This window comes from Streptococcus sp. 1453 (genome assembly GCF_013276955.1).
Lineage (GTDB): Bacteria > Bacillota > Bacilli > Lactobacillales > Streptococcaceae > Streptococcus.
On sequence record NZ_VMLZ01000020.1, the window covers coordinates 35,011 to 59,934 of the forward strand.

Below are 24,924 nucleotides of genomic sequence, written 5' to 3' on the forward strand. Positions count from 1 at the left end.
AGAAAATCTGCAAGTCTTATTTTCCAGTGAAATATTTAACCGCTGACGCGAAGAGGTGCTGGTCTTTATTTCCTGGGATATTTTGGAAAAGACCTTCCTCATAACGTTCTGAGTGCCCCATCTTACCGATGATTTGACCATTCTTGCTGGTAATTCCTTCAATGGCATGGACAGAACCATTCGGATTGTACTTAGAGTCCATACTTGGTTTTCCATCAAAGTCAACGTATTGGCTAAAGATTTGTCCATTGTCACGGAGCTCTGCAAATTCCTCAGCCGTCACGACAAATTTCCCTTCACCGTGCGAAACAGGAATGGCATGAATCTCACCAACTTCCACTCCAGCAAGCCATGGTGAGTTAGTATTGGCAATGCGAGTTTCCACCATCTTGGCCACGTGTTGGTTGGCATCATTGTAGAAGAGGGTTGGGCTCGTACTGCTGGCATCTTCAAAGTTTCCGTATGGAAGAAGACCTGATTTTACGAGAGCCTGGAATCCATTACAGATACCGATAATCAAGCCACCACGGGCGATAAAGCTATCAATAGCTGCACGCACTTTTTCATTGAGCAGGATGTTGACAATAAACTTAGCTGAACCATCTGGCTCGTCTGCAGCTGAGAAACCACCTGCAAAGAAGAGAATGTTAGCCTTGCCGATGTTGTCAACCATAGTTTCAACTGACTTGACAATGGCTTCTTCGTTCAAGGTCACGAATGGTACCAAGTTAACCTCTGCGCCTTCTTTTTCGAAGGCCTTAGCTGAGTCATATTCCGAGTTGGTTCCTGGAAAGACTGGGATGTAAACCACAGGTTTTTCAACCTTTTCTTGGGCTTTAATCACAACATCTGATGCCACAGCTGGTACTTCAGCAAGTTCTTTCGCTTGAGTAAATTCTGTTGGGTAAACTTCTTCCAATGTCCCTTGGAAGGCACTGTCAAGTTTCTGTCCATCTAGCTTCACACCGTTTACAGTCAGTGTAAAGTCTGCTTTCGTTTGACCAATCTTCTCTACTCCAGCGATTTCTTCAGGCGATGTGAAGATAAATCCACCTAATTGAGCTGTCAAAGCCGTTTCAAGTTCAGGCAAGATTACCTCTGCACCGATATGATTTCCAAAGGTAGCAAGAGCCAAACTTTCAAGCACACCACCGTATTTAACAGCTGACGCAGATGTCACTGTGTGGTTAGCTTGGATGGCTTCAAACTGAGCAAAATTAGACTTAATCAAGTCAAAATCAATCTCTGTAGCAAGGGCTTGACCTGGGATGCAGTAGATGTTTTCCCCAGCAGTTTTGAACTCAGGAGAAAGCACCTTACGGCTATCTACCGTTGTCACCCCAAAAGCGACCAAGGTTGGCGGTACTGTCAATTCTTCAAAAGTACCAGACATGGAGTCCTTACCACCGATAGATGGCAAACCAAGCTGAATTTGTGCCTCGATAGAACCTAGGAGAGCTGCTACTGGCTGACCAAAACGCTCGGCTTGTTTATCCATGCGCTCGAAGTACTCTTGGTAAGAAAAACGAGCCTGAGACCAGTTGGCACCAGCAACAACCAAACGAGCAGTTGCTTCGATCACCGCATAGGCAGCACCGTGGTATGGAGACCATTCAGCTACATATGGGTTGAAACCTTGAGCCATGACTGACGCAGTATGAGTCACACCGTGTTGAACTGGTAATTTCTGTACAGAAGCCTCAGTTGGAGTGAGTTGGTAGCGACCACCAAGCGGATGATTGACTGTAGAACGACCGACTGAGCAGTCAAAGATAGTCTGCAAGCCTTTTTGACTGGCATGGTTGAGGTCAGATAGAACCGTAAAGGTATCTGCTTCAAGTGTGTCAGCAGATGTTTGACGTGCTTCCGGAAGCTTGACATCCTTGTCCACAACCTTGGCATCAACAACGACACGCACACCGTTGGTATCTAGGAAACGACGTTCCAAGTCGACAATCGTTTCACCATTCCAGTGCATGACTAGATTTGGTTTTTCCGTCACTGTCGCAACTACAACAGCATCAATATTTTCTTTGTTACATTCCGCAACGAAGGCATCTACATCCTCAGGACGAACCACAACTGCCATCCGTTCTTGAGATTCAGAGATGGCAATTTCTGTACCATTCAAGCCTTGGTATTTAAGAGGCACTTTGTTAAGGTCGATTTCAAGACCGTCTGCTAATTCACCGATAGCCACACAAACACCACCAGCGCCAAAATCATTTGATTTTTTGATAAGACGAGTCACATCGCCATTACGGAACAGACGTTGAATCTTGCGTTCTTCGATAGCATTCCCTTTTTGAACTTCAGCTCCAGCAGTTTCCACGGACTCAACTGTTTGAACCTTAGAAGAACCTGTCGCACCACCGACACCGTCACGTCCAGTCTTACCACCGAGGAGGATAATCACGTCTCCCGCTTCCGGTTTTTCACGGACAACATTGCCCTTAGGAGCCGCTCCGACAACAGCACCAAGCTCCATGCGTTTAGCTACAAAGCCTGGGTGGAAATACTCACGAACGTAGGTCGTCGCAAGCCCAATCTGGTTACCATATGAAGAATAACCATGAGCAGCTGTTTTAGAAATGACTTGTTGTGGCAGCTTACCAGCACGAGTTTCCGAAATCGGTGCTGTAATATCACCCGCACCTGAAATACGCATGGCTTGATAAACGTAGGAACGACCTGACAATGGGTCACGAATGGCTCCACCGATACAGGTAGCCGCGCCACCAAATGGCTCAATTTCCGTTGGGTGGTTGTGAGTTTCATTCTTGAACATTAGGAGCCATGGTTCTTTCACACCATCAACGTCCACTTCGATTTCAACTGAGCAAGCATTGATTTCGTCAGACACTTCCATATCGTCCAAACGTCCATTAGCACGCTCATAACGACCGAAAATAGTCGCCATATCCATCAAGGTTTGCGGTTTTTCAGAACACCCCAACTCATCGCGCATGGCAATATACTTATCATAGGTTGCCTGTAATTGTTTTTGGAATTTAGAAGCTGAGAAATCAATCTGCTTCAACTCAGTCTCAAACGTCGTGTGACGGCAGTGGTCAGACCAGTAAGTATCCAAAACCTTGAGTTCAGTCTCAGTTGGCACGCGCCCGATTGACTTAAAGTAGTCTTGGATAAAGAGCAAATCATCCACTTCCATAGCCATCCCTTGCTCGGCCTTGTAGCGAGCAAAGTCTTCTGCTGTATAGTTTTCAAAGAAAGCCAATTTAGGAATGGTCTTGTCTGACTCAGAAAATTCCTGCTTGGCAATCCCTGCCGTAATATCCTTGAAACGAGAATCAACTGGGTTGAGCAGATAGTTCTTGACCGCTTCCAACTCAGTCGCATCAATATCTTTATTGACCAAGTAAAGTTGAGCTGTATTGACCGTCACATCACTCGAACTTCCCAACAAAAGCAAGGCTTCTTGCGAAGAAGCTGCACGCTGGTCAAACTGCCCTGGCAGGCTTTCAATAGCAAAGAAAGCATAGTTGGCAAGATCCGCCTGCACAGCCGCTTCGTCCAAAACATGGTCTGTCACCTGCTCAGAGAAGATGTGTTTCTCTGCAGGTGCAAACAGGTCCTCTGCCAAGTCAAATACATCATACACTTGCACGATGCGAATACTTTTCAAGCTTGAAAGTCCCAAGTTGTGCTGGAGTTCTCTCACCAAACTCTCTGACTTGACCTGAAAATCAGCCTTTTTTTCAACAAAAATACGTTTATCCATCAATTCTTATTCCTTTATTTCAGCTCTTACAATGTTCCAACGACCTTGAGGTTGCTATTTCAACCCCTGCAACTTTTCCCAAACAATTTCGTAAACGTCGGTTAGTTCTCCCAATCCTCTACGGAGTGAAAAGGTCTGGGGGACCTTTTCAGCCTGAGTCCTTTTATTTGAGAGACGAAGGTTTTCCGTTGCAAACAGATTATTTCAAACCTTGCAACTTCTCCCAGACGATCTCGTAAACATCTGTTAGTTCTCCCAATCCTCTACGGAAAACATCCTTATCCATGTGGTTGCCATCCGCATCCCACAAGCGGCAGTTATCTGGTGAAAATTCGTCTGCTAAGATAATCTTGCCATCCTTATCAAAACCGAACTCTAGCTTAAAGTCAATCAACTTAAGTCCAATCTCAGCAAACCAGACCTTCAAAAGTTCATTGATTCGACGAGTTTCTTCCTTCAAGTAGGCGATTTGCTGGTCATCCGCAATCTGTAGGAATTTCACATGCTCGTCATTGATAAATGGATCATCCAAATCATCATTTTTATAGTAAAATTCGACAATCGGAGTCTCCAAGGCGATTCCCTCATCCACACCAAAACGTTTTGAAAAGGAACCAGCCGTGTAGTTGCGAAGTACGACTTCCAAAGGAATGATTTCCACCTTTTTATTGAGTTGTTCTGTATCTGAAAGTTTCTCCACAAAGTGAGTCGCCACACCAGCCGCATTTAATTTCTCAAAAATAAAAGATGAGATCTGATTATTCAACACTCCCTTACCTGCAATCTGCTCCTTCTTGACACCATTGAAAGCAGTCGCCTGGTCCTTGTAAGTTGAAATAATAAGATTTTCATCCTCAGTTGTATAGATATCTTTAGCTTTTCCCGAATAGATTAATTGTTTTGACATTTTAAAGTTCGCCTTTCGTATTACTTGAGCACATTCTACCATAAAAAACCTAAAATTACAAGAATTTAACCGAATAAATAACGTAGTGACATCAAAAATCATAAAGAAAAAACTGCAAGAAGAATCTTTCTCACAGTTTTAAAATCATTTAACTCTAAAAACACGAACATTACTCTTGGTTCAAAAATTGATCCAAATAATAACGTAGATAACTTTTCTTGCCTGTAATCATCTGCAGGCGACCTTCCACCCCGTAACGAAGTTTTTCAGCCTGCTCCGAAGTTAGATTAGTCTCCGCCTCAATTTTAAAGAAATTCCCTTTTTCAGTCTTGGTAGCTGTCGCATCAATACTTGTAATAGTAGAATCTAGGAAAAGTTGATTCTTGGTATCATGAGTCGTCGTATAACGAACAGAATCACCGATCTTGACTCTTGCTACATCTTTTGAACTGAGATAGGCTGTAAGTTTGGCTTTCCCTTCTTTTTCCAAGGACGGATAGAGTTGGGCTAGCAGTGTTCCTTCTGCGACCATGGTAGAATCACTAGTCTCAGGATTAAGATGAAGCACCCCATCCTCACTCGCCGTAATTTTCCCCTTGTCTAAAAGATTTCCCTGTACCTTCTTACCTGACTCCACCTCCAAGATTTTCTGGTCTAGAAGGGTCAATTCCTGACCAACCTTTGCCAAGTGTTGGGATTTGAGAGACTCCAATTGACTGCTTAAGCCTGACGCATAGGCTTGCTGGGTACCTGAACCTGCATACTGAACACGGTAAGAAGCAAGACTAGATTCTAACTGAGAAAGCTGCGCTTCAACCTGCTCCACTGCCTGAGCCTTAGCTTGCGAATTTTCCTCGCCCTGAGACTTATAGGACTGGTAGAGAGAGTAGGCTAGATTCTGACTGGCCAAGGAAGCACCTGTTTCAATAGCTGACTTAGCTGTCTGGTAATCGCGAATTTTAGCCTCTGTTTGGCTGATGAGATTGCCGATTTCGGCTTGGGTTTGACTAGTTGCTGCATTCTGGGACGCAATGGTCTCATTTTGTTGCGATGTACTAGCCCTAAGACTGCCTGCTTGACTAATATAGTCGCGAAAGGTGGCTTGGTAGCCAAATTTATCCTCCTCTGGAAAGTGGTTCTCCCCTTCTTGCAGGCTCTTTTGCAAATACTCCAATTGCTTTTTTTGATCCTTGAGCATGTCCAACTGACTAGCATAGGCCTCCGCTTGGACACCCTCTGCCCCTTCTTGATATTGAACCAACAGTTCTCCCTTTTTAACCAGCTTATTTTCTTCCAAATGATTGACAAGAATGCGATTGTTACTAGTTGACTGGATATTTGCAAGGATTCGACTAGGCTCAACAGTAGCTCTAGTAGACAAACTTATCTCCTTCTCTGCAAATATTGCAAAGCCAAGCAAAAACACGAGCAGAAGGGACATGGGCACAATCACCCGACTGGAAAAATTATGATAACGACGGTTATAAAACTCCGCACTTTCTAAAAATTCTGGTTTCATCCTCTCCTCTTTCTAGCTATTTACCAAATGGGCGTAGAAGCCACCCTGTGCAAGCAAATCAGCATGCTTTCCTTCTTCGACAATCTTTCCCTGATCCAAGACTACAACCTTCTCTGTCCGCTCAGCAATGGTCAAGCGGTGAGCAATGAAAATCAATGTCTTGTCTAAAGCCATAAGATTATCGACAATTCGCTTCTCTGTCAAAATATCCAAACTGCTAGTCGCCTCATCCAAAATCAAGACAGGGGCATCCGTCAAGAGAGCACGCGCCAAAGCGATTCTCTGCCGTTGGCCACCTGAGATCCCTGCCCCATCCGAAGTCAATTCTGTCTGGTAATTCAGTGGCATGCGCTCAATATCCTCCCGAATCTCTGCCAATTCGACCGCCCGTAAGATATCCTCCTGAGTCGTCCCCTCCTTGGCTCCCAAAAGAAGATTGTCCAAAATCGTTCCGTTAAAGACATAGGGCTGTTGAGGCAGATAGTTGATATACTGACGCAGAGTCTTTTTATCAATCTGATTGAGATTGACACCACCCAGACTAATCTCTCCCTGACTTGGATCGTAAAAATTAACCATCATCTTAGCCAAGGTCGTCTTACCTGACCCTGAAATTCCCACAAAAGCCACCTTAGAGCCTTGGGGAATAGTCAAATTGATAGCCGACAAGACGTCTCGACCATAGCCATACTTGTAATGAACCTGCTTGAAGGTCATCTCTCCCTTCATCAAGCTCAAATCCTCAACCGTTTTCTTCTCCTCAAACTCAGAAGCTACCAGATAAACCTCATTCAGACGGTTATTGGCAACCTGCGCTGTCTGAAGCTTAGTTTGCAGGTTGATGATATTTTCCAAAGGATTGGTAAAGTAAACAAGCAAGGTATTATAGGTAATCAACTGCCCCAAACTCATCTTGCCATCCATGACCAGAACAGCTCCCATCCAGAGAATGCCGACATTGAGCAAGAGATGGGCAACTTTTTTCAGAGCCTTTTGCTGACTCTCTGCTCGACTATAGGTAAAGGACTTCTTCAGATAATCTACAAATTCCTTGTCAATCTTTTGGTAACGTTGACTTTCACTGGTCAAAGACTTAATAGTCTCAATACCGTTGATGTCCTCAATGATAGAAGAAGACAGAACCGCATTGGCTTCCATGGTATCCCGATTCATCTTTTCAAAAGGCTTCATAAAGGCAAAGATAATCACTGTATAGATAGGAAGCGCCAATAAAGTCATGAAAAAGAGATTGGTATTTTGTGAAAATAAAACAAGGGAAATAATGACAACCGTTGACACATCTAGGAAAATCGAAAGAATGGTCGAAGCCAGCGCATCGATAATACTGTTAGCATCCGTGAAACGAGACACGATTTCCCCTGTCCTGCGTGTCGCAAAAAAGGACATAGGCAGGTGAAAAACATGTTTGATATAGGACAAAATCACATCAATCGACAAGCGTTGCCCCAAAACAAGTAAGAGATACTCCTGAGCGTAAGACAAGATCTGCTGGAGGATATAGACGATGACCAGCCCAATAGAAATAATCCCCAGCGTCGAACGCATCTGATCTGGCACATAGGTATCAATGATAGACTGCAGATAATAAGAACCCACAATGTTAATCACGGTTACCAAGAGTGTTGCCAAAACGATGTTGGCAATCAAGCCACGCTGCTTCACTAATATAGGGATAAAAGAGAGCAGACCATTCTTTTGATCCTTATGAGGCTTGTAGTCTGGACTAGGTGCCATAAAAAGAGTCACTCCTGTCCATTCTTCCGCAAAACGCTCACGTGGCAGTTTGGTCAATTTCACCCCAGGATCTGGATCGGCAATATGAATGCTATCCTTATCCTGCCCAGTCACCACATAGTAGTGGAGTAATTTTCCTTCCTTAAGCACATGAGCAACAAAAGGAAAGGTCAAATCTGGCAAGTCAAAGAGCGTCATATCCGCCTTAATTGCTCGCGTCTCAAAACCAATCTCCTCTGCCACCTTGACCAAGCCCAAGGCCGTCGTCCCATCCATGGTCGTCTTGGCCAATTCTCGCAAGTGAGCCAAAGAATAATAACTACCATAATAGCCAAAAACCATGGCTAATGAAGCTACACCGCAGTCCATCTGATCCACCTGCGGACGATAGTGACGTTTCCCAAATTTCATATTCATCTCCTTTTTCTAAACTCATCTGATAACAACTATCTTACCCCAATTCCCAAATAAAAACTGGACTTCCTTCCCAAATGCTCCTATCTCCCTCCCAACTGCACTTTTAGGATAAAGAAAATAGGCAGAACAAACGTCCTACCTACTAAAAATATGCTATTGAAAGGAAAATGATTTTTTTCTGACACCCTAGGCAAGCTTGGAACAAATAAATCATTGATAGTAACCTGTACGACATCCTATTTAAAGTTACTTCAATTTTTAATGTCCCTGCTATTTCTAAGCCGCCTCTGGTATGATCTATTCATGGTCAGAATAGATAACACCGTTCTAAATTACGATTCATAGTTACTCCTTTTTTTGATTCGTTACTATAAGACTCCTATTTACCCATAGATTGTCTACTACCTCAAATTTATCCATTCTTTTTTTCTTTACTTCTATATAAAAGAATGAAGACCATCATAAATAATGCAATCATTGGTATATTGAAACTATCAAGCCAAGTAGGTAAAGATACTTTATTTATATCAGCTACTAATCTGATGATGATATAAGACATTGAACTAAGTAATACCATAATTTCAGGCCAAACTTTCAGTATTGATTTAACGAATTTTTTTTAAAACATAGAAATGCCTCTCTAACTACAATCAGATTATGGTCTATTCGCATAATACCCTAAAGCTGCTCCACCAGCAGGAAGTAAATCCTTCTATAACAATCAATAAACCTACTTCAACTTATTCACTTTGCTCTACGATTTCAAATTGATTCAAATTTTGCATATTATACCCCTCTTTAAATAATACTAGCTAAGCCAATAGTGAGTCCCACTAATAAACCTACCATCCCTGAAGCTGATATAATAATAGCCGCAAATTCATTTGAAAAATTCATTGATTTCTTCACAGTGTTTTATCTTATCTGAAGTAACCCCATGCAGCTAGCCCTACAGCGGATAAACCACCGACAACATACCCTGCAATCTTGATTCCTACTGGAACTGCTACTACCGCTGCAGGAAGTACTCCTCCATCAACTGTTGCTAGTTCTTTTTCTGTCATTGCTGTAAACTGATGATCATTTACTAAAATATTCATTTTAAGTTCTCCTTGTTCTTATTCACTTGTGATTTAAATATTTCTTTTTTATTAAGATAGTATGTCAATGCTACTAACAAAATACAGCTCTCCAACGATACCTTTTCTAAATTAAGTAGAGAATAAATTAATAATATGCTGTAAGCTGTTAAAGCAGACCCTACATATATTTTTTTTAATATTCTATTCATAAAACTTACCCAAAGTTTTATTTTAGATTTTTTCCAACTTGATAAAGACCTGCTCCTAGTATAATAGCCCCTCCTGTTACAGAAAAACCTTTAAACGCAGCTACTCCAAACGCAACTACTAGTGGTGCAATCCCCCCATCCACATTCATCAACTCTTCTTCTGTAAGAGCTACAAAGTTCTGTTCCATTTTGTCAAAATTTGTCATCTTTTTTCTCCTTTATTTCTATTTTTTAGTTTACGATTTCTGGATCTTAAACCATTTTAAAAACCAGAATAGATAAATTACTGAATTCCTTTTCTTCTCACTTATCTATTTGAGAAGTGATTTAAAATGAACAGGTAAATTTCATTTATTTTAAATACCATTTGATAAACCATGGCAATAAGATTGGTAAATACATCGCGTAGTCTCCTTCCTTTTCGTCTCACTTATATATTCGAAAAACAATTCGAAAATACACAACTAAATTGAATTTTATTTCAAAAATAATTTAATGTACCATGAATAGAAAATTGGTAGATACATAAACCAGGCTCCTTTCTTTTCCCTCTTACTTATTTATTCGAAAAAAATTTCGAAAATGTACAACTAAATTAAATTTTATTTGAAAAATAATTTAGTAAACCACGGATAAAAAATTGGTAGATACATGAAGCAAGCTCCTTTCTTTTTCCTCTTACCTATTTATTCGAAAAAAATTTCGAAAATAAACAACTAAATTAAATTTTATTTCAAAAATAATTTAATGTACCATGAATAGAAAATCGGTAGATACATAAACTAGGCTCCTTTCCTTTTCCTCTTACTTATTTATTCGAAAAACAATTCGAAAATGAACAACTAAATTAAATTTATTTAAAAAATAACTCAGTGAACCATGGGTAGAACATTGATATAAACATAAACCAAACTCCTTCCTTTTTCCTCTTACTTATCTATTCGAAAAAGAATTCGAAAATAAACAACTAAATTAAATTTTATTTGAAAAATAATTTAGTAAACCACGGATAAAAAATTGGTAGATACATGAAGCAAGCTCCTTTCTTTTTCCTCTTACCTATTTATTCGAAAAACAATTCAAAAATGAACAACTAAATTAAATTTATTTAAAAAATAATTTAGCAAACCACGGATAAAAAATTGGTAGATACATGAACTAGGCTCCTTTCCTCTTCTTCTCACTTATCTATTCGAAAAAGAAGTCAAAAAAATAAGAATATCAGAAAATTTTCCGATATTCTTATTGATAAACTCATTCAAATCTAACAGATATTAGACATTAAGATATTTTTTAAGTGTTCTTCTGGCTGTTCGTGATACGGGGAAGTGCAAGCCTTCTAACAAGGTCACTTCTGTCGCAGTCATCTCTTCAATGGCCTGTAAACTGACTAAAGTATTGCGATTGGCATAGACAAAGTAATCTTTTTCAGCCTTGGCAGCGATATCCTTGAGACTGCCATAAATGGTCTTGATAGAATGATTAGCATAATAGACCTTGATACGATGGGATTCAACTGAGGTTTCAAAGGCTAAAATTTCATGGTAGGGCAGAGTAAAGCCCCGTCTTCCCTCAAAACTATAGGTGAAGAGACGCATATTTTCCCTCTTGTCCACTGCCAGTACATAGTCCAGACAGCGCTCCAACTGATGACAGTAGTCCGCCTCTGACTGATCCTTGGAAATAAAATCCAAGGCAGACAAGTGATAGCGAAAAGCTAGAGGCAAGGCCTCCGAGTGTGTGGACACAAAGACAATACTTGTAAAAGGATCCCGCTCCCGAACCTGTTGAGCAACCTGAAAGCCCCGTTCACGCTCTCCATCAATCTCTAAATCCAATAAATAGAGCTGGTAATGGTCAAAATACTGAGAATACTTTTCAACATCTCCATAGTTTTTAGCAATATCAATTTCCAATCTCAAATTGCGAGTGCGACCAATATCTAGTAAAGTCTGCTCTATCCGTCCTTGCTGGACTCTATCGTCTTCCAAAACTAAAATTCTCATTCCTCTCCCCCTCGTTTCTCATCCTTAAATGGCAATTCTAAATCTTGTCTAAAAGTCGTCTCTCCTAGCTGGGTATCTAAGTTTAAATCATAATGAAAAACCATATCTTCCAAGGTCGCTAAGCCCAGTCCACTGTGGTTACCCTTGGTAGAGTAACCCTTTTGACTGAGAATGATGGGATTCAGTTCTTCTTTCTTACGAGTGTTTTCAATGATAAAACGGACACTCCTATCACCTGCCAACAAAGCAACCCGAATCTGCGGATTTTCAGCCTCACTGGCTGCCTCTAAGGCATTTGTCGTAAGGATAGAGAGAATACGGATAGCCTCCAACATAGGCAATGCCAGCTCTTCGACAACCCCCACCGTCTCCAAACTAAAATGAATTCCTTGCTTATCAGCCACAATCATGGCTTTTGCCAAGGTATTGCGAATGGCTATGGCATGGATATTGTGAAGATTAAAGGCCGTGTAGTCCGCCTTCCTCAGCTTTTCATTGGCCTTTAAAAAAACATCTTGATAAATGGTAGACACTTCAGCCATATCTTGATTCGCTATGGCAGGCTCCATGCTAGCGACAATCCCTGCAAAATCATGACGGAAACCTCGAACCTCATCATAGAGATGACCCAACTTATCCACCATCCCTTGCAAGGAACGATTTTCTTCTTCCTGTCTCTGAATGGTCTGCTCATCACGATAAACCTGCTCTAAGTGTCTGATATAAAAGAGCCAGGAGAAAAAGAGAATGAAAATCAGGAGAGAAATGGTCGTGTCAAAGCGAACGTAAAAAGAACTATTTCTATTGGTCATGAACGAAGAGAATATCCTAAATCCAGTCAGAGGTAGGATAATGAAAAAGCTCTTACGATAGTGGGTTTTAAAAGTATCTGAAAAGAATAAATCCAAATCCAAAGACCAACGCTTCATCATAACTACTGTCAGTACAAGAGCTAGTAGAGAAAAAGAAGAATTAACAATACCATTTCCTACTTCTGATAGCATATCTATATCTAACATCCGAATATAGAACAATACCAATAAATAGCGAATACTCTGATAAAAACTAAAAAGATAGAATGAAAGAAATAACGATTCCCCCTTTTTCTTCCTATTCATATAGAAAATAAGGTAAAAAAAGATTAAAACTTCCAAATATATAATTTCAAAAAAAGTTTTACCAGCTATTACTTGCATCATTAATAAATAGACTATGTATCTCTTTTTACGAAATTCCGGTATAATTTGGTAACCTAGATAAATTGGAGGAACTATAATGGAAACCATCAGCAATAAAGCAAATAGAATCTCCTTAATAAAAGTCAAAACCATACTATCCAATCACAGTTTTAGTTGGTGCTGGACTGCAATACCGAGGTTGGCAAAGCCCAAACAAAGAACAAAAGAAATTCCCTCCACCATTCACTTCTTCCAAAACCTCTGGAGTTAACTCTTCAAATTGTTCCAATTCTACAAATGTATTTTTCATTTCCATGACAGACTCCTTTTCATTATTTTATAGATAACTCTATCCCCTACTCCATCTACAAAAGGCTTTAGTTTCCTTTTAAAATACAAGAAATCTAAAGCCTCCTGAAAATGGTATATTGGTTAGAGTGTTAACAATTAGTTGTGAAGATGTTATTTTTATTTAACCACAACCACTTTATAATATTCGTTTGAGTGTGGAGATTCAATTTTAATTTTTTCACCATATAAACCATCGATTTCTTTATCCAGATAATCTGAAACTCCTGATGGCAAGCGTTTCATCTTAAGAATTTCACCAGATTGATCCGCATAGGCTAGGATGTGATAGTGGGTTGTAGCCATACCATCATCAATCAATACAAAATAACCTGTTTTAAGCTTACCTTGCTCATTTTCTAAATAGTATAGTTTATTATTATTGATTGTAAAGTGAGTAAATCCAAGACGAAGTCGTGCACCTGGATTTTCTAAATAGACATCATTGCCAACTTTTTTAATCTCTGAATAGGTGGTCATTGCTGGGATATTAACCACACGATGTCCATTTTCATCAAAGTAGTAGCGATTTGGTAAGTTTTGGAAGTTCTGTACAACTGCCTTAGGATCAATTTCTTGTCCTTCTTCTTTATTATCCACTAAAGCTAAGGTAGTATTTGCAACCTCATCCCCATATTTGTTAGAGAACTTCTTGAACTCTGGTCTGATATACCAAGCATTTTTTTCAATAATAACATCGTCACCTTTAGCATTTAGCAAATATTCTTGCCCATCTCCAAGTTTGACAATATCATGAATACTGTATCCAGCATCTTTTCTATTTGCTAGATAGCCATCCTTACCAATGACATAACTTTCCCCATCACTGGCTGGAACAGCTCTATCTGCGACCATAGCACCTGATTTTTCAAAGTAAGACCATTTACCATTTGGAGTCGCCCATCCTGTTGCCATAGCGCCACTGTCTTTGAGATAGTACCAAGTAGATCCTTCTTTGTACCAGCCAGTACGCATAGCGCCACTACTTGCGAGCGAATACCATGTGTTACCTTCCTTGTACCAGCCAGTGCGCATAGCACCACTATCTGCTAGAGAATACCAAGTATTGCCGTCTTTGAGCCAGCCTGTCTGCATTTTACCAGCGCTATCGAAGTGATACCATGACCCAGCATTTTGTACCCATTTATCCTTAGCTAGGCTGCCATCTTGAGAAAGATTCCAGTCAGCACCATTTTTAACCCAAGTATCTACAGCCTGTGCTTGGTTGATAGACAAAAGCAGACCAGCACCTGCAAGCAAACCAAGAGTAAGTAATTTAGATTTTTTCATAGCCATTTCCTCCTTTATTGAATAGCTATAAGAGGGTTTCCCCTCTTTATTTAGCTATATTCTAATACTTTTCATTGTCAAAGTCAATAATATTGTGAAAAATTAGACAATATTACCAATATCTACGAATTGTATTTTGAGTAATACCGTATTGATTCATATAAGAAACATATTGACCTGGATATGGAGCATGAACTACCTTTCCACCACCAACATAAATACCTACATGGTCATTTGTCTCTTCACTATTATACAAAATCAAATCTCCAGCTTGTTGAGAACCATTACTTACATAGCTTCCTCCTGTTGCTTGACCATAGGTTACTCTAGGAATACTAATATCAAACTTAGCATGAATAGCCATCGTAAATCCTGAGCAATCTACGCCACTATTCAAATCTGCCCCACCCCAAACATATGGAATTCTTCCTACAAATGTCTCTGCGTATTCACCAAGAGCTTGCCCACGATTTTCTACCCATACACCACTTTCTCTAAAGAAATATGGTGTACCATTCACACGTTGATAACCAGTGACCATAGCACCACTAGCAGATAAGTAGTAATAATTACCATCAGGTTGAATCCAAGTATTTTCTTTCATCCATCCTTGGTCATCAAAATAGTACCACTTGCCATCTAATTGTTCCCAATTTTTAGCATACCCACCTGAACCGTATTTAAACCACCATTTACCATTGGTTTGCATCCATGTTCCTTTCGGATCACGATATTGATTGAAAGCTTTCTTCTCTTGATTGCCCTCTGCTTGAGTTTCTTTATCTTCAAAACCAATCAATTTTACTTGATCAGCTTCTTCAGCTTTTATCTTGCCTTGATTAACTAATTGAGCAATCGCTTCTTTCTCACTTGCTGATGGGGAATCAGCATAGGCTACCGTAGTATTTGCTAGGAGAACGCCTCCTGCAAGAACTAACAAACTAGAATAAAGATATTTTTTCATCATAAAAATCCTTTCTTTTTCTCCTTTTTGGAGATTGATTTTTCTAATTTCATTATATCCCTTATTTGTCCTCAGATTTCTCCTGTCCCTAGAAAGACTAAATCTGTTCCTAAACGGTCACTTGAACCAAAGAAAAATTCCAAAGCAAATGCCTTGGAACTTCTTATCTTTATTTTGCTTGAATGATTTTAACCACATCGCCTACACTTTGCAGTTGGTCAATTTCTTCGTCGCTGATTTCGATATTAAATTCATCTTCCAGTGTCAAGATAAACTCCATCAAGTCAACTGAGTCAGCATCCAAATCATCTTTTAGACTCAAGGATTCTGTCACGACAAAGTCTTCTCCCTGTCGCTCTTGGATAATGGTCACAATACGGTCAAAAATTTCTTTTTCTGTCATCTCTTTTATTCTCCTGAAAATTCACGCGCAGTCTGGGCAACTACGTCTGTTTCTAGCATAGTACGAATCTGGCGAATCGTACTATAAACAGCCTTGGCATCGCTTGAGCCATGAGTCTTGACAACAGGTGCCTTAACACCAAACAAGACCGCTCCACCAACATCTGAATAATTGAGCTGTTTTTTCAAACCTCTGAGGCTGTCCTTGAGAAGGAGGGCACCTAGTTTCGCTCGAAGACCACCACCTGTAATAGCTGTCTTGAGCAAGCCCATGATTCCCATAGCTGTCCCTTCGATGGATTTGAGCACAGCGTTTCCCGTGAAACCATCTGCCACAACAACATCTGCAACGCCATTCATCAAATCACGCGCTTCCACGTTTCCGATAAAGTTCAAACTTTCATCAGCCGCCAGTAATTCATAAGTTTCCTTACGAAGCGGGTCGCCCTTGCTACTCTCTGTTCCGTTGTTGAGCAAACCAACACGTGGTTGCGCAATGCCACGGACATTTTTAGCATAGAAAGAACCTAGAACCGCATATTGATGGAGGTGCTGGGCTGTATTTTCTGCATTAGCACCGAGGTCCAGCATGTCAAAACCCTTCCCATCTACAGTCGGCAAGGTCGACATAAGCCCAGGGCGATCGATGTTCTTGATACGACCCACGATGAAGAATCCTGCAGCCAACAAAGCACCTGTATTCCCAGCTGAGAGAACAGCGTCTGCTTCGCCCTCTTTAACAGCCTTGGCTGCCAAGACCATACTGGCATTTTTCTTCTTCCGAATAGCTCTCGTAGGTTCATCGTCCGAATCAATCTTCTCATCCGTATGGATAATGCTGACGCGCTCTGTCGCTGTTAGATATTGCTTGATTTTAGCTTCATCTCCGTAGAGTTGAACCTCGATATCTGAAAAGTCAGCTAGGGCTTGATTGACACCCTCAACGATGGCTTGGGGTGCGTAATCGCCCCCCATGGCATCTACTGCGATTTTTTTCATTTCTTTTCCTCTTTTAGTAATTGTCCCCAGTCTGATAGGGAATCAATAAATTTCTTTGATTTTAGGTGAATCCCAACGTACTCTTCGTAGAGTTGATCCATAAATTGGCGTAGCTCTTGCTTGATTTCAGGCTTGAGCGAAATGGTCTCCAAGGTCTCAAAATCAATAGCTTGAAATTGATTAAGCAGATAGGGGATATTGGGGTTTAGATGGCAACGTCTCTCATCTTCATGATAATGGTCTGGACAGAGGCAGGCGCCATATTTAAAAGAAAAGTCAAAAGCCTGACCGACCCGATGGCAAAAGACACACTCATTAAAATTGAGGCTGATCCCAAATCGAGTCAAGATTTGAATTTCAAAAATATTGGTCAAAACCTGATAATCCAAACCCTCTTCCATCAACTCCAAGGTCTTTTGCAAAAAAGCAAACAAGGGAGCATCTTGCTGATTGTCCTGCAAACTAGCATCTGCAAGAGCTGCCACGTAGGTCGCATAAGCCATGACAAAAAGATCGCTATTGATCTTGGGAAATGTCATCACCTCATGATAGTCCTCAATGTAACTGAGCCCGTCATCATTGATTCGCAAGAGAAATCGTGCCAGCACCAAGGGCTGAATAACTGGAGCCAGTTTGGACTGGCCAGCGTGTTTGACGAAAAACATGCGCTTGCCAACCTGCTCTGTAAAAATCTTGACGAGCTTGTCATCCTCCCGAAAATTGCGATTGTAGAGCACCAAGCCTTGACTAGTGATAGACTGAATCATGCTTCTCTCATATACTCCTCAAGACGTTTCATGGCTTCTTTGATCGTCTCCATGCTGGCTGCATAAGACAGGCGAACATAACCTTCTCCAAAACGCCCAAAGGCAGCACCAGGGATAAAGGCAACAGCCTTCTTCTGAGCAAAATCCTTCAGAAAAGCAAAGGAATCTTGATTGTAATCCGCTGGAATCTTAGCAAAGATATAGAAGGCCCCGTCTGGTTTAATAATCTCAAAACCAAGAGCAGTCATTTTCTCGATAATATAGTCCCGACGCTGGATGTATTCCTTCTTCATAGGCTCCGCATCGTTTTTACCAGCCGTCAAGGCTTCTACCGCAGCATGTTGCGCCATGGTATTTGCGGCAGTCACCAAGTACTGGTGACTCTTGATCAACTGGGCTGTAAAGACCGCAGGAGCGAAAATCAGACCCAAACGCCAACCTGTCATGGCATGTGATTTAGATAGACCATTGATAATAATAGCCTGATCTCTCAACATAGTTCCTAGAGACACATGGGCTTCCCCTGTATAGGTCAATTCTGAGTAGACCTCATCACAGACAACGAAAATCTCGTACTTGCGTAAAACATCTGCCAAGGCCTCCAACTGCTCCCGACTGTAGGTAATTCCTGTCGGATTTGCTGGATAGTTGAGAATAACCGCCTTGAGCTTGTCTCCCTGCTCCAAAATGGCCTTCTCCAACATTTCAGGAGTCAAGACAAACCCATTTTCAGTTGTGTCAATCTCGACAATCTCTGCCCCAACTAGATTGACAATCGGTTCATAACCCGGATAAGCAGGAGCTGGCAAGAGCACCTTGTCTCCCTCTTCCAAAATAGCCGTCAAAGTAGCAGATAAAGCCTCTGTCGCCCCAATTGTAACCAAGATTTCATTTTCAGGAGCATAGTCCAGTTGGTACTTTTCCTTAACAAAGTCACTGGCCGCCTGACGTAGAGTCAGCAGACCACTCATCCCTGTATAGTAGGATTGGTTCTGATCAATCGCTCGCTTGGCCGCCTCCTTGATATGATCTGGCGTTGTAAAATCAGGTTCCCCCAAGGTCAAACGCAAGACCCCAGGAATCTCAGAAATAGCCTGATCAAACTGACGAATCAACGAAACTTGAATCTTATCTAACTGTTTATTAAAGCGCTTAGTTAAGTCCATAGATACCTCCTACTGTAAAAACGTATCTCTATTATACTACAAAAGCCCCCCGACCGCAAAAATACATGATAGAATAACGCTAGCATAACAAATTGAAGTGTGTTAATTTAAATTGATTACAACACTATGTTTTTAGAATACTCTATGAAAATCTCATGAGACTAGGAATCGAGGTGAAAGCATAACTAAAGTTAGGTAAGCCGAAGATGACAACGTATCATGAGATTTTCGACGAGTATTGAGGTTTTGATAATCTTCGTTACAACTATTCTAGCACCATTACTGATTACTATTACCGGTAATGTCATTTCTGAGTGGATAGTCAGAAAGTGGTTAGATAAGCGCGACAAAAAAATATAACCTGAGTTTAGTTTTAATGTAACTGGACAAAAACAAAAATACCAGAGGTGGAGCTCTGGTATTTTTGTTTTTGCCAAGACTTCGTTACAGTTCTTGTAAGATTATTATTACATAATTAGCACTACTTGTCAAATAATTGTTGGCTCAACTTTCTATTTTACTTTTCCTATTTTTATGTTTATAATAGTAAAAGATTTTATTTGGAGGTTTTTATGTCATTTCTATCAAAAAATGGAGCAGGTATCTTGGCCTGCCTTCTCATTTCTATCGTATCTTGGTACTTAGGAGGATTCTTCCCTGTTATTGGCGCGCCTGTTTTTGCAATTTTCATAGGCATGCTCCTACATCCCTTTCTCTCGTCCTATAAACAACTGGATGCTGGGTTGACCTTTAGTTCTAAAAAATTGCTCCAGTATGCTGTTGTCTTGCTTGGTTTTGGTCTCAATATCTCGCAGGTCTTCGCAGTTGGCCAATCTTCACTCCCTGTCATCCTGTCCACTATCTCAATAGCTCTGATTATTGCCTACTTCTTCCAGCGCTTCTTTGCCCTGGATACAAAACTGGCTACCTTGGTTGGAGTAGGTTCTTCAATCTGTGGTGGTTCTGCCATTGCTGCGACAGCGCCCGTTATTGATGCTAAGGAAAAGGAAGTAGCCCAATCCATTTCCGTTATCTTTTTCTTCAATGTCTTGGCTGCGCTCATCTTTCCAACCCTCGGCACCTGGCTTCATCTATCCAATGAAGGCTTCGCCCTCTTTGCAGGGACTGCGGTCAACGACACTTCCTCTGTAACGGCTGCCGCCAGCGCTTGGGACAGTCTTTACCAAAGCAATACCCTCGAGTCTGCAACCATTGTTAAACTCACACGTACTTTGGCCATTATCCCTATCACGCTCTTTCTATCCTACTGGCAAAGTCGCCAACAAGAAAACAAGCAAAGCCTACAACTGAAAAAAGTCTTCCCACTTTTTATCCTTTACTTTATCCTTGCCTCTCTCCTCACTACACTACTCACCTCTCTAGGTGTATCCAGTAGTTTCTTTACCCCTCTCAAAGAACTCTCTAAATTCCTTATTGTCATGGCCATGAGTGCTATCGGGCTCAAAACCAATCTGGTAGCTATGGTCAAATCCAGCGGAAAATCCATTGTTCTCGGAGCCATCTGCTGGATTGCCATCATCCTCACTAGTCTTGGTATGCAGACCCTTATCGGCATTTTCTAATACTCTTCGAAAATCTCTTCAAACCACGTCAACGTCGCCTTACTGTAGGTATGGTTACTGACTTCGTCAGTTCTATCCACAACCTCAAAACTGTGTTTTGAGCAACCTGCGGCTAGTTTGCTCTTTGATTTTCATTGAGTATAACACAAAAGGTAGCCCATCAGCTACCTTTTTATTATAATTCCTCAATCAAGCGTGTATGTTCTCTCTTGATGCAACGATTCATCACGATGTCATCGCATCCACCAGCACGCAAAATTTCTTCCGCCTCTAGACTTTCAAGTCCTAGCTGTGCCCAAAAAATCTTGGCATCAGCCTTGAGAAAATCACGCGCGACATCAGGCAGAAACTCGCTGCGACGGTAAACATTGACAATATCTACAGGAAAAGGAATCTCAGCTAGACTAGCATAGGCCCTTTCACCCAAGATTTCCCCACCTTCCGCCTTGGGATTGACTGGGATAATTTTATAACCCCGAGCCTGCATTTCCTTGGTCACTCGATTGCTGGTTGTTTCTTCACGGTCAGACAAGCCCACCACAGCAAGGGTTTTACTAGTTGCTAGATACTGACGAATCACGCCATCACTTGGATTGATAAATTCTTGACTCATAGAAATCCTCCTTTTTCATCAGTATAGCACATTTTGAAAAGGCTTGCATAATTCTACTACAAAAAAGGAGGACTAGCCCCCTTTTTATTTAGCCTCGTACCAGGTTGCCCCTTCATTCTCATCTGCTATAAGGGGAACACTGAGTTGAATGGCTTCTTCCATGGTTTGTTTGACCAATTTTTTCATCTCTGCCAATTCAGATTTAGGAACTTCAAGGACGATTTCATCGTGCACTTGCAGAAGCATCTTAGTTTGATAAGCACCTGCAACCAAGGCTTTATCCAGCTGAATCATGGCAATCTTGAGAATATCTGCCGCCGAACCCTGGATAGGAGAGTTGATAGCTGTCCGCTCTGCAAAACCACGAATATTGAAGTTGCGCGAATTGATATCTGGCAACTCACGACGACGCTTGAAGAGGGTCTCCACATAGCCCTTATCACGCGCCTCACGCACCACTTCATCCATGTAGTTTTTGATGCCTGGGAAGCGTTCAAAGTAGGTATCAATGTAGGCTTTGGCCTCCTTACGGCTAATGCCCAGGTTATTAGACAAACCAAAGTCTGAAATCCCGTAAACCACTCCAAAGTTGACAGCCTTGGCATTGCGACGGTCGTTTGCAGTCACATCCTCGGGACGCTCAATGCCAAAGACCCGCATGGCTGTCGAAGTATGGATGTCCGCTCCCTCTTGGAAGGCCTTAATCAAGTGCTCATCCTTAGAAATATGCGCTAAAACACGCAATTCAATCTGTGAATAGTCCGAGCTGAGAAGGACACTATCCTCCCACTCAGGCACAAAAGCCTTACGAATGAGACGGCCCTGCTCCAAACGCACAGGAATATTTTGCAAGTTTGGATCCACACTAGACAAACGCCCAGTCTGGGTCAAATCCTGCACATAGCGAGTATGAATCTTGCCATCAGCCAAAATCCAGTCTTGCAAGCCAATCACATAAGTCGATTGAATCTTGGCAATCTGACGGTAATCCAAGATTTTCTTAACGATTGGTGCAATCGGAGCCAGACGCTCCAATACATCCACCGCTGTCGAATAACCTGTCTTGGTTTTCTTAGTGTATTCTAGAGGTAGCCCCAATTTTTCAAAGAGAAGCACGCCCAACTGCTTAGGCGAGTTGATATTAAACTCCTCACCAGCCAGTTCGTAAATCTCCTGAGTGAGTTTTTCAATGACAAGCTCATTTTCAGCCTGCATCTCAAGCAAGGTTTCTTTTTTGACCGTAATCCCAGCAATTTCCATCTTAGCAAGGACAAAAGCCAGAGGTTGCTCTATATCATAAAGAAGCTCTAACTGCCCATTTTCGCTGAGTTTTTCAAGCAAAATAGGCTCAGTCTCAACCAAAACTGCAATCTTACGAGCTAAGTGTTCCAAGAATTTCTCGCGTTCAGGAATGGCCTTCTTGACTCCCTTACCATAGAAAGTCTCATCATCAACCAAATAAGTTTGACCATAAAGACTAGCGATGGTCGCAATTTCATTGTCCTCCACAGTCGAAAGGAGGTATTTAGCCAAACGGCTATCAAAAGCAGGTGCCTGCAAATCCACACCAAAACGATGCAAAATAACTTTAGCCTTCTTAAAGTCATACACTCTCAGAGATGTTTTTTCTAAGAAATCCTTGAAAATCGGCTCTTGCAAAAGCTCAAGCTTGTCTGTGGCATAGAGCTTATCTCCACAAGACCAAGCAAAACCAACCAAATCATCCGTATGGTAATTCTCACCAAAAAGCTCAAAATGGAAGATAGACTCTTCACTCAGCATATCTTGACTGATTTGGTCAACGATAGTAAAGTCCAAACTCTCAGCCACATCAGCTGACGATACATTTAAAGCCTGCTTGAGCTGTTTGAAGCCCATCTCATCATAGAATTTCCCAAGATTTTCAATATCTGGACCACTATAGACCAAATCCTCCAAACCAATCTCAATCGGTGCCTTAGTATCAATGGTCGCCAGTGTTTTCGATAAAAAGGCCTGTTCCTTATCATTGATGAGATTTTCCTTCATCTTAGAAGCCTTCATCCCATCGATATTTTCATAAATCCCCTCAAGCGAACCATACTCCAGCAAGAGTTTGATACCCGTCTTTTCACCAATTTTGGTCACCCCAGGGATATTATCCGACTTATCACCCATGAGCGCCTTGAGATCGATAAACTGAGTCGGTGTGATGCCCATTTTTTCCATGAGGTAATCTGGCGTAAAGGCCTCAAACTCAGCCACACCTTTCTTGGAAATCTCAACCACCGTATGCTCATCCGTTAGCTGAATCAAGTCCTTGTCCCCACTGACAATGGTAATATCAAAACCATCCTGCTCAGCTAGTTTATCTAGTGTCCCAATAATGTCATCCGCCTCATACTGAGCCAACTCATAGTGACGAATCCCCATATGATCCAGCAACTCACGAATAAAGGGAAATTGCTCACGAAACTCATCCGGAGTCTTAGCCCGACCACCCTTATAGTCCGCATACATCTCTGTACGGAAGGTTGTCTTTCCCGCATCAAAAGCCACCAAAATATGACTAGGCTCAACCCGCTCCAACAAATGGCTCAACATCAACTGAAAGCCATAAATCGCATTGGTATGCAAACCAGCCGCATTCTTAAAACGGTCCAACTGCTGATACAGCGCAAAAAACGCCCGAAAAGCAACAGAAGACCCATCAATCAATAATAATTTTTTCTTATCCATACACCCATTATAAAGGAAAGCACCAAAAAATACCATTAGTAAGAGCCAGAGCAAGTATTTTTCAAACTTTTTCCCGAATATATAGATAGAAGCATCAAATCTAGTAAATCTAGATTTAAAAATGTGCTATAATGAAAGGAGAGAAAGTATGACATTACGTCATCCGGGCATCAGCCCAACCAATGATTTGGTAGCTAAAAAAATCTTTAGCAATCCAGAAATCACTTGTCAATTTATTCGCGATATGCTGGATTTACCAGCCAAAAATGTAACGATTTTGGAGGGAAGCAACATTCATGTCTTGCCTTCCCTACCGTACTCAGCCCAGGATTTCTATACCAGTATAGATGTTTTAGCTGAACTAGATAATGGCACTCAAGTTATCATCGAAATTCAGGTGCATCATCAGAATTTTTTCATCAATCGCCTGTGGGCTTATCTGTGCAGTCAGGTCAATCAAAATCTTGAAAAAATTCGCCAACGAGAAGATGATACACACCAGAGCTATAAACACATCGCACCTGTTTACGCAATCGCAATTGTAGATAGCAACTACTTCTCGGACGATTTAGCTTTTCACAGCTTTAGTATGCGAGAGGACACTACAGGTGAGGTTTTAACCATTACCAATAACGGACAAGAAAACCATCTGGTTAAGATGGCTTTCTTAGAACTAAAAAAATATAGAGAAACCAGCAAAGACAAGGTTCGCAAGCCGTGGTTGGAGTTTTTCGGCAACAAGCCCTTTACCCAAGAACCAGAGCGAGCCATCAGCCAAGCAGATCAACTGCTGGACTACAAGAGCTGGGCCGAGGAGGACAGGAAAATGTTTAGTCAACTACGTATGCGCGAAGAACAAGCCTTGTTAGCACAGGACTATGCCTTGGAACAAGCGGAGGAAAAAGGCTTAGAACGTGGTCGTGCGGAGGGGATTGAACAAGGACTGGAACGAGGACGAGCAGAAGGCATTGAACAGGGACTAGAGCGTGGGAAAGTTGAAGGACAAATTTTTACCTTTCTTGATTTAGTTCACCAACATGTTTTAAGCTCTGAATTTGCCAGCCAGCAGCTGGGTATGACTGTCTCTGAGTTTGAAGAATTATTGAAAGACCATCATAAATAAAAATTAAAAAAACTCTAAGCAGGCAGAGCCTGCTAACTCATGACAGAAAAAGAAGTTTAGCTTATAATGAAGATGAACAATACAAATCCGTGGTGTCTAATAGGGCTTTTCCTAGCCTGTTAAAAAAACTGGATGA

The 24,924-nt window shown here is 41.3% G+C and carries 20 protein-coding genes; 2 read left to right on the forward strand and 18 right to left on the reverse strand.

The features are described 5' to 3' along the window. Positions 1-16 precede the first annotated feature (16 nt). From HW098_RS09395 to HW098_RS09465, 16 genes are all read right to left on the reverse strand, one after another. Complete coding sequence (locus HW098_RS09395) at positions 17-3,742, reverse strand: phosphoribosylformylglycinamidine synthase (RefSeq protein WP_176139937.1); 3,726 nt, start codon at positions 3,740-3,742, stop codon at positions 17-19. Between the two features lie 54 nt (positions 3,743-3,796). Beyond that, the gene (locus tag HW098_RS10830) at positions 3,797-3,940 is read right to left on the reverse strand and encodes a phosphoribosylaminoimidazolesuccinocarboxamide synthase (protein WP_134990285.1); all 144 of its coding nucleotides are present in this window, start codon (positions 3,938-3,940) and stop codon (positions 3,797-3,799) included. A 1-nt stretch (position 3,941) separates the two neighbouring features. Further along, positions 3,942-4,649 (reverse strand): phosphoribosylaminoimidazolesuccinocarboxamide synthase, encoded by a 708-nt coding sequence (gene purC, locus HW098_RS09400; protein WP_153210003.1) that lies wholly within the window; start codon positions 4,647-4,649, stop codon positions 3,942-3,944. Positions 4,650-4,818: 169 nt separating this feature from the next. Continuing rightward, on the reverse strand, positions 4,819-6,168 hold the full coding sequence (gene comB, locus HW098_RS09405) for a competence pheromone export protein ComB (protein ID WP_176139938.1): 1,350 nt from the start codon (positions 6,166-6,168) through the stop codon (positions 4,819-4,821). Positions 6,169-6,180: 12 nt separating this feature from the next. Beyond that, positions 6,181-8,334 (reverse strand): peptide cleavage/export ABC transporter ComA, encoded by a 2,154-nt coding sequence (comA, locus tag HW098_RS09410; protein ID WP_176139939.1) that lies wholly within the window; start codon positions 8,332-8,334, stop codon positions 6,181-6,183. Between the two features lie 926 nt (positions 8,335-9,260). Beyond that, complete coding sequence (locus tag HW098_RS09415; RefSeq protein WP_176139940.1) at positions 9,261-9,440, reverse strand: Blp family class II bacteriocin; 180 nt, start codon at positions 9,438-9,440, stop codon at positions 9,261-9,263. Positions 9,441-9,648: 208 nt separating this feature from the next. Next, positions 9,649-9,837, reverse strand: a complete 189-nt coding sequence (locus HW098_RS09420; RefSeq protein WP_000180826.1) for a class IIb bacteriocin, lactobin A/cerein 7B family — start codon at positions 9,835-9,837, stop codon at positions 9,649-9,651. Between the two features lie 1,068 nt (positions 9,838-10,905). Then, complete coding sequence (locus HW098_RS09425) at positions 10,906-11,637, reverse strand: response regulator transcription factor (RefSeq protein WP_176139941.1); 732 nt, start codon at positions 11,635-11,637, stop codon at positions 10,906-10,908. Next, entirely contained in the window at positions 11,634-12,656 is a 1,023-nt protein-coding gene (locus HW098_RS09430) for a GHKL domain-containing protein (protein ID WP_240149484.1), read from the reverse strand. Before HW098_RS09430 ends, HW098_RS09425 begins: the two co-directional genes overlap by 4 nt. A 313-nt stretch (positions 12,657-12,969) precedes the next feature. Further along, complete coding sequence (locus HW098_RS09435; protein ID WP_078836781.1) at positions 12,970-13,131, reverse strand: ComC/BlpC family leader-containing pheromone/bacteriocin; 162 nt, start codon at positions 13,129-13,131, stop codon at positions 12,970-12,972. Positions 13,132-13,283: 152 nt separating this feature from the next. Then, entirely contained in the window at positions 13,284-14,453 is a 1,170-nt protein-coding gene (locus HW098_RS09440; RefSeq protein ID WP_176139942.1) for an N-acetylmuramoyl-L-alanine amidase family protein, read from the reverse strand. Between the two features lie 112 nt (positions 14,454-14,565). Beyond that, a complete protein-coding gene (locus HW098_RS09445) occupies positions 14,566-15,417 on the reverse strand; it encodes a C40 family peptidase (protein ID WP_240149485.1) in 852 nt (283 codons plus the stop codon). 169 nt (positions 15,418-15,586) lie between these two features. Next, positions 15,587-15,820 carry an acyl carrier protein gene (locus HW098_RS09450; protein WP_000136445.1) on the reverse strand — a complete coding sequence of 78 codons (234 nt, stop codon included), beginning with the start codon at positions 15,818-15,820 and terminating at the stop codon, positions 15,587-15,589. 5 nt (positions 15,821-15,825) lie between these two features. Continuing rightward, positions 15,826-16,818, reverse strand: a complete 993-nt coding sequence (gene plsX / locus HW098_RS09455; protein WP_023932889.1) for a phosphate acyltransferase PlsX — start codon at positions 16,816-16,818, stop codon at positions 15,826-15,828. After that, positions 16,815-17,585: a DNA repair protein RecO gene (recO, locus tag HW098_RS09460; RefSeq protein WP_176139943.1), complete on the reverse strand. Its 771-nt coding sequence runs from the start codon at positions 17,583-17,585 to the stop codon at positions 16,815-16,817. The genes plsX and recO overlap by 4 nt, the downstream gene beginning before the upstream one ends. Then, positions 17,582-18,751, reverse strand: coding sequence for a pyridoxal phosphate-dependent aminotransferase (locus HW098_RS09465; RefSeq protein ID WP_176139944.1), 1,170 nt, complete (start codon positions 18,749-18,751; stop codon positions 17,582-17,584). Before HW098_RS09465 ends, recO begins: the two co-directional genes overlap by 4 nt. Positions 18,752-19,323: 572 nt before the next feature. Between HW098_RS09465 and HW098_RS09470 the strand changes: the two genes are divergently transcribed. After that, positions 19,324-20,334: a YeiH family protein gene (locus HW098_RS09470; protein WP_119947635.1), complete on the forward strand. Its 1,011-nt coding sequence runs from the start codon at positions 19,324-19,326 to the stop codon at positions 20,332-20,334. A 175-nt stretch (positions 20,335-20,509) separates the two neighbouring features. Here HW098_RS09470 and HW098_RS09475 read toward each other — a convergent pair whose 3' ends face one another. Next, positions 20,510-20,947, reverse strand: a complete 438-nt coding sequence (locus HW098_RS09475; protein ID WP_176139945.1) for a CoA-binding protein — start codon at positions 20,945-20,947, stop codon at positions 20,510-20,512. Positions 20,948-21,031: 84 nt separating this feature from the next. Then, on the reverse strand, positions 21,032-23,665 hold the full coding sequence (gene polA, locus HW098_RS09480; protein ID WP_176139946.1) for a DNA polymerase I: 2,634 nt from the start codon (positions 23,663-23,665) through the stop codon (positions 21,032-21,034). Positions 23,666-23,813: 148 nt separating this feature from the next. Here polA and HW098_RS09485 point away from each other — a divergent pair, with 148 nt between their 5' ends. Next, positions 23,814-24,788, forward strand: a complete 975-nt coding sequence (locus HW098_RS09485; protein ID WP_176139947.1) for an Rpn family recombination-promoting nuclease/putative transposase — start codon at positions 23,814-23,816, stop codon at positions 24,786-24,788. The last annotated feature ends 136 nt before the right edge of the window (positions 24,789-24,924 follow it).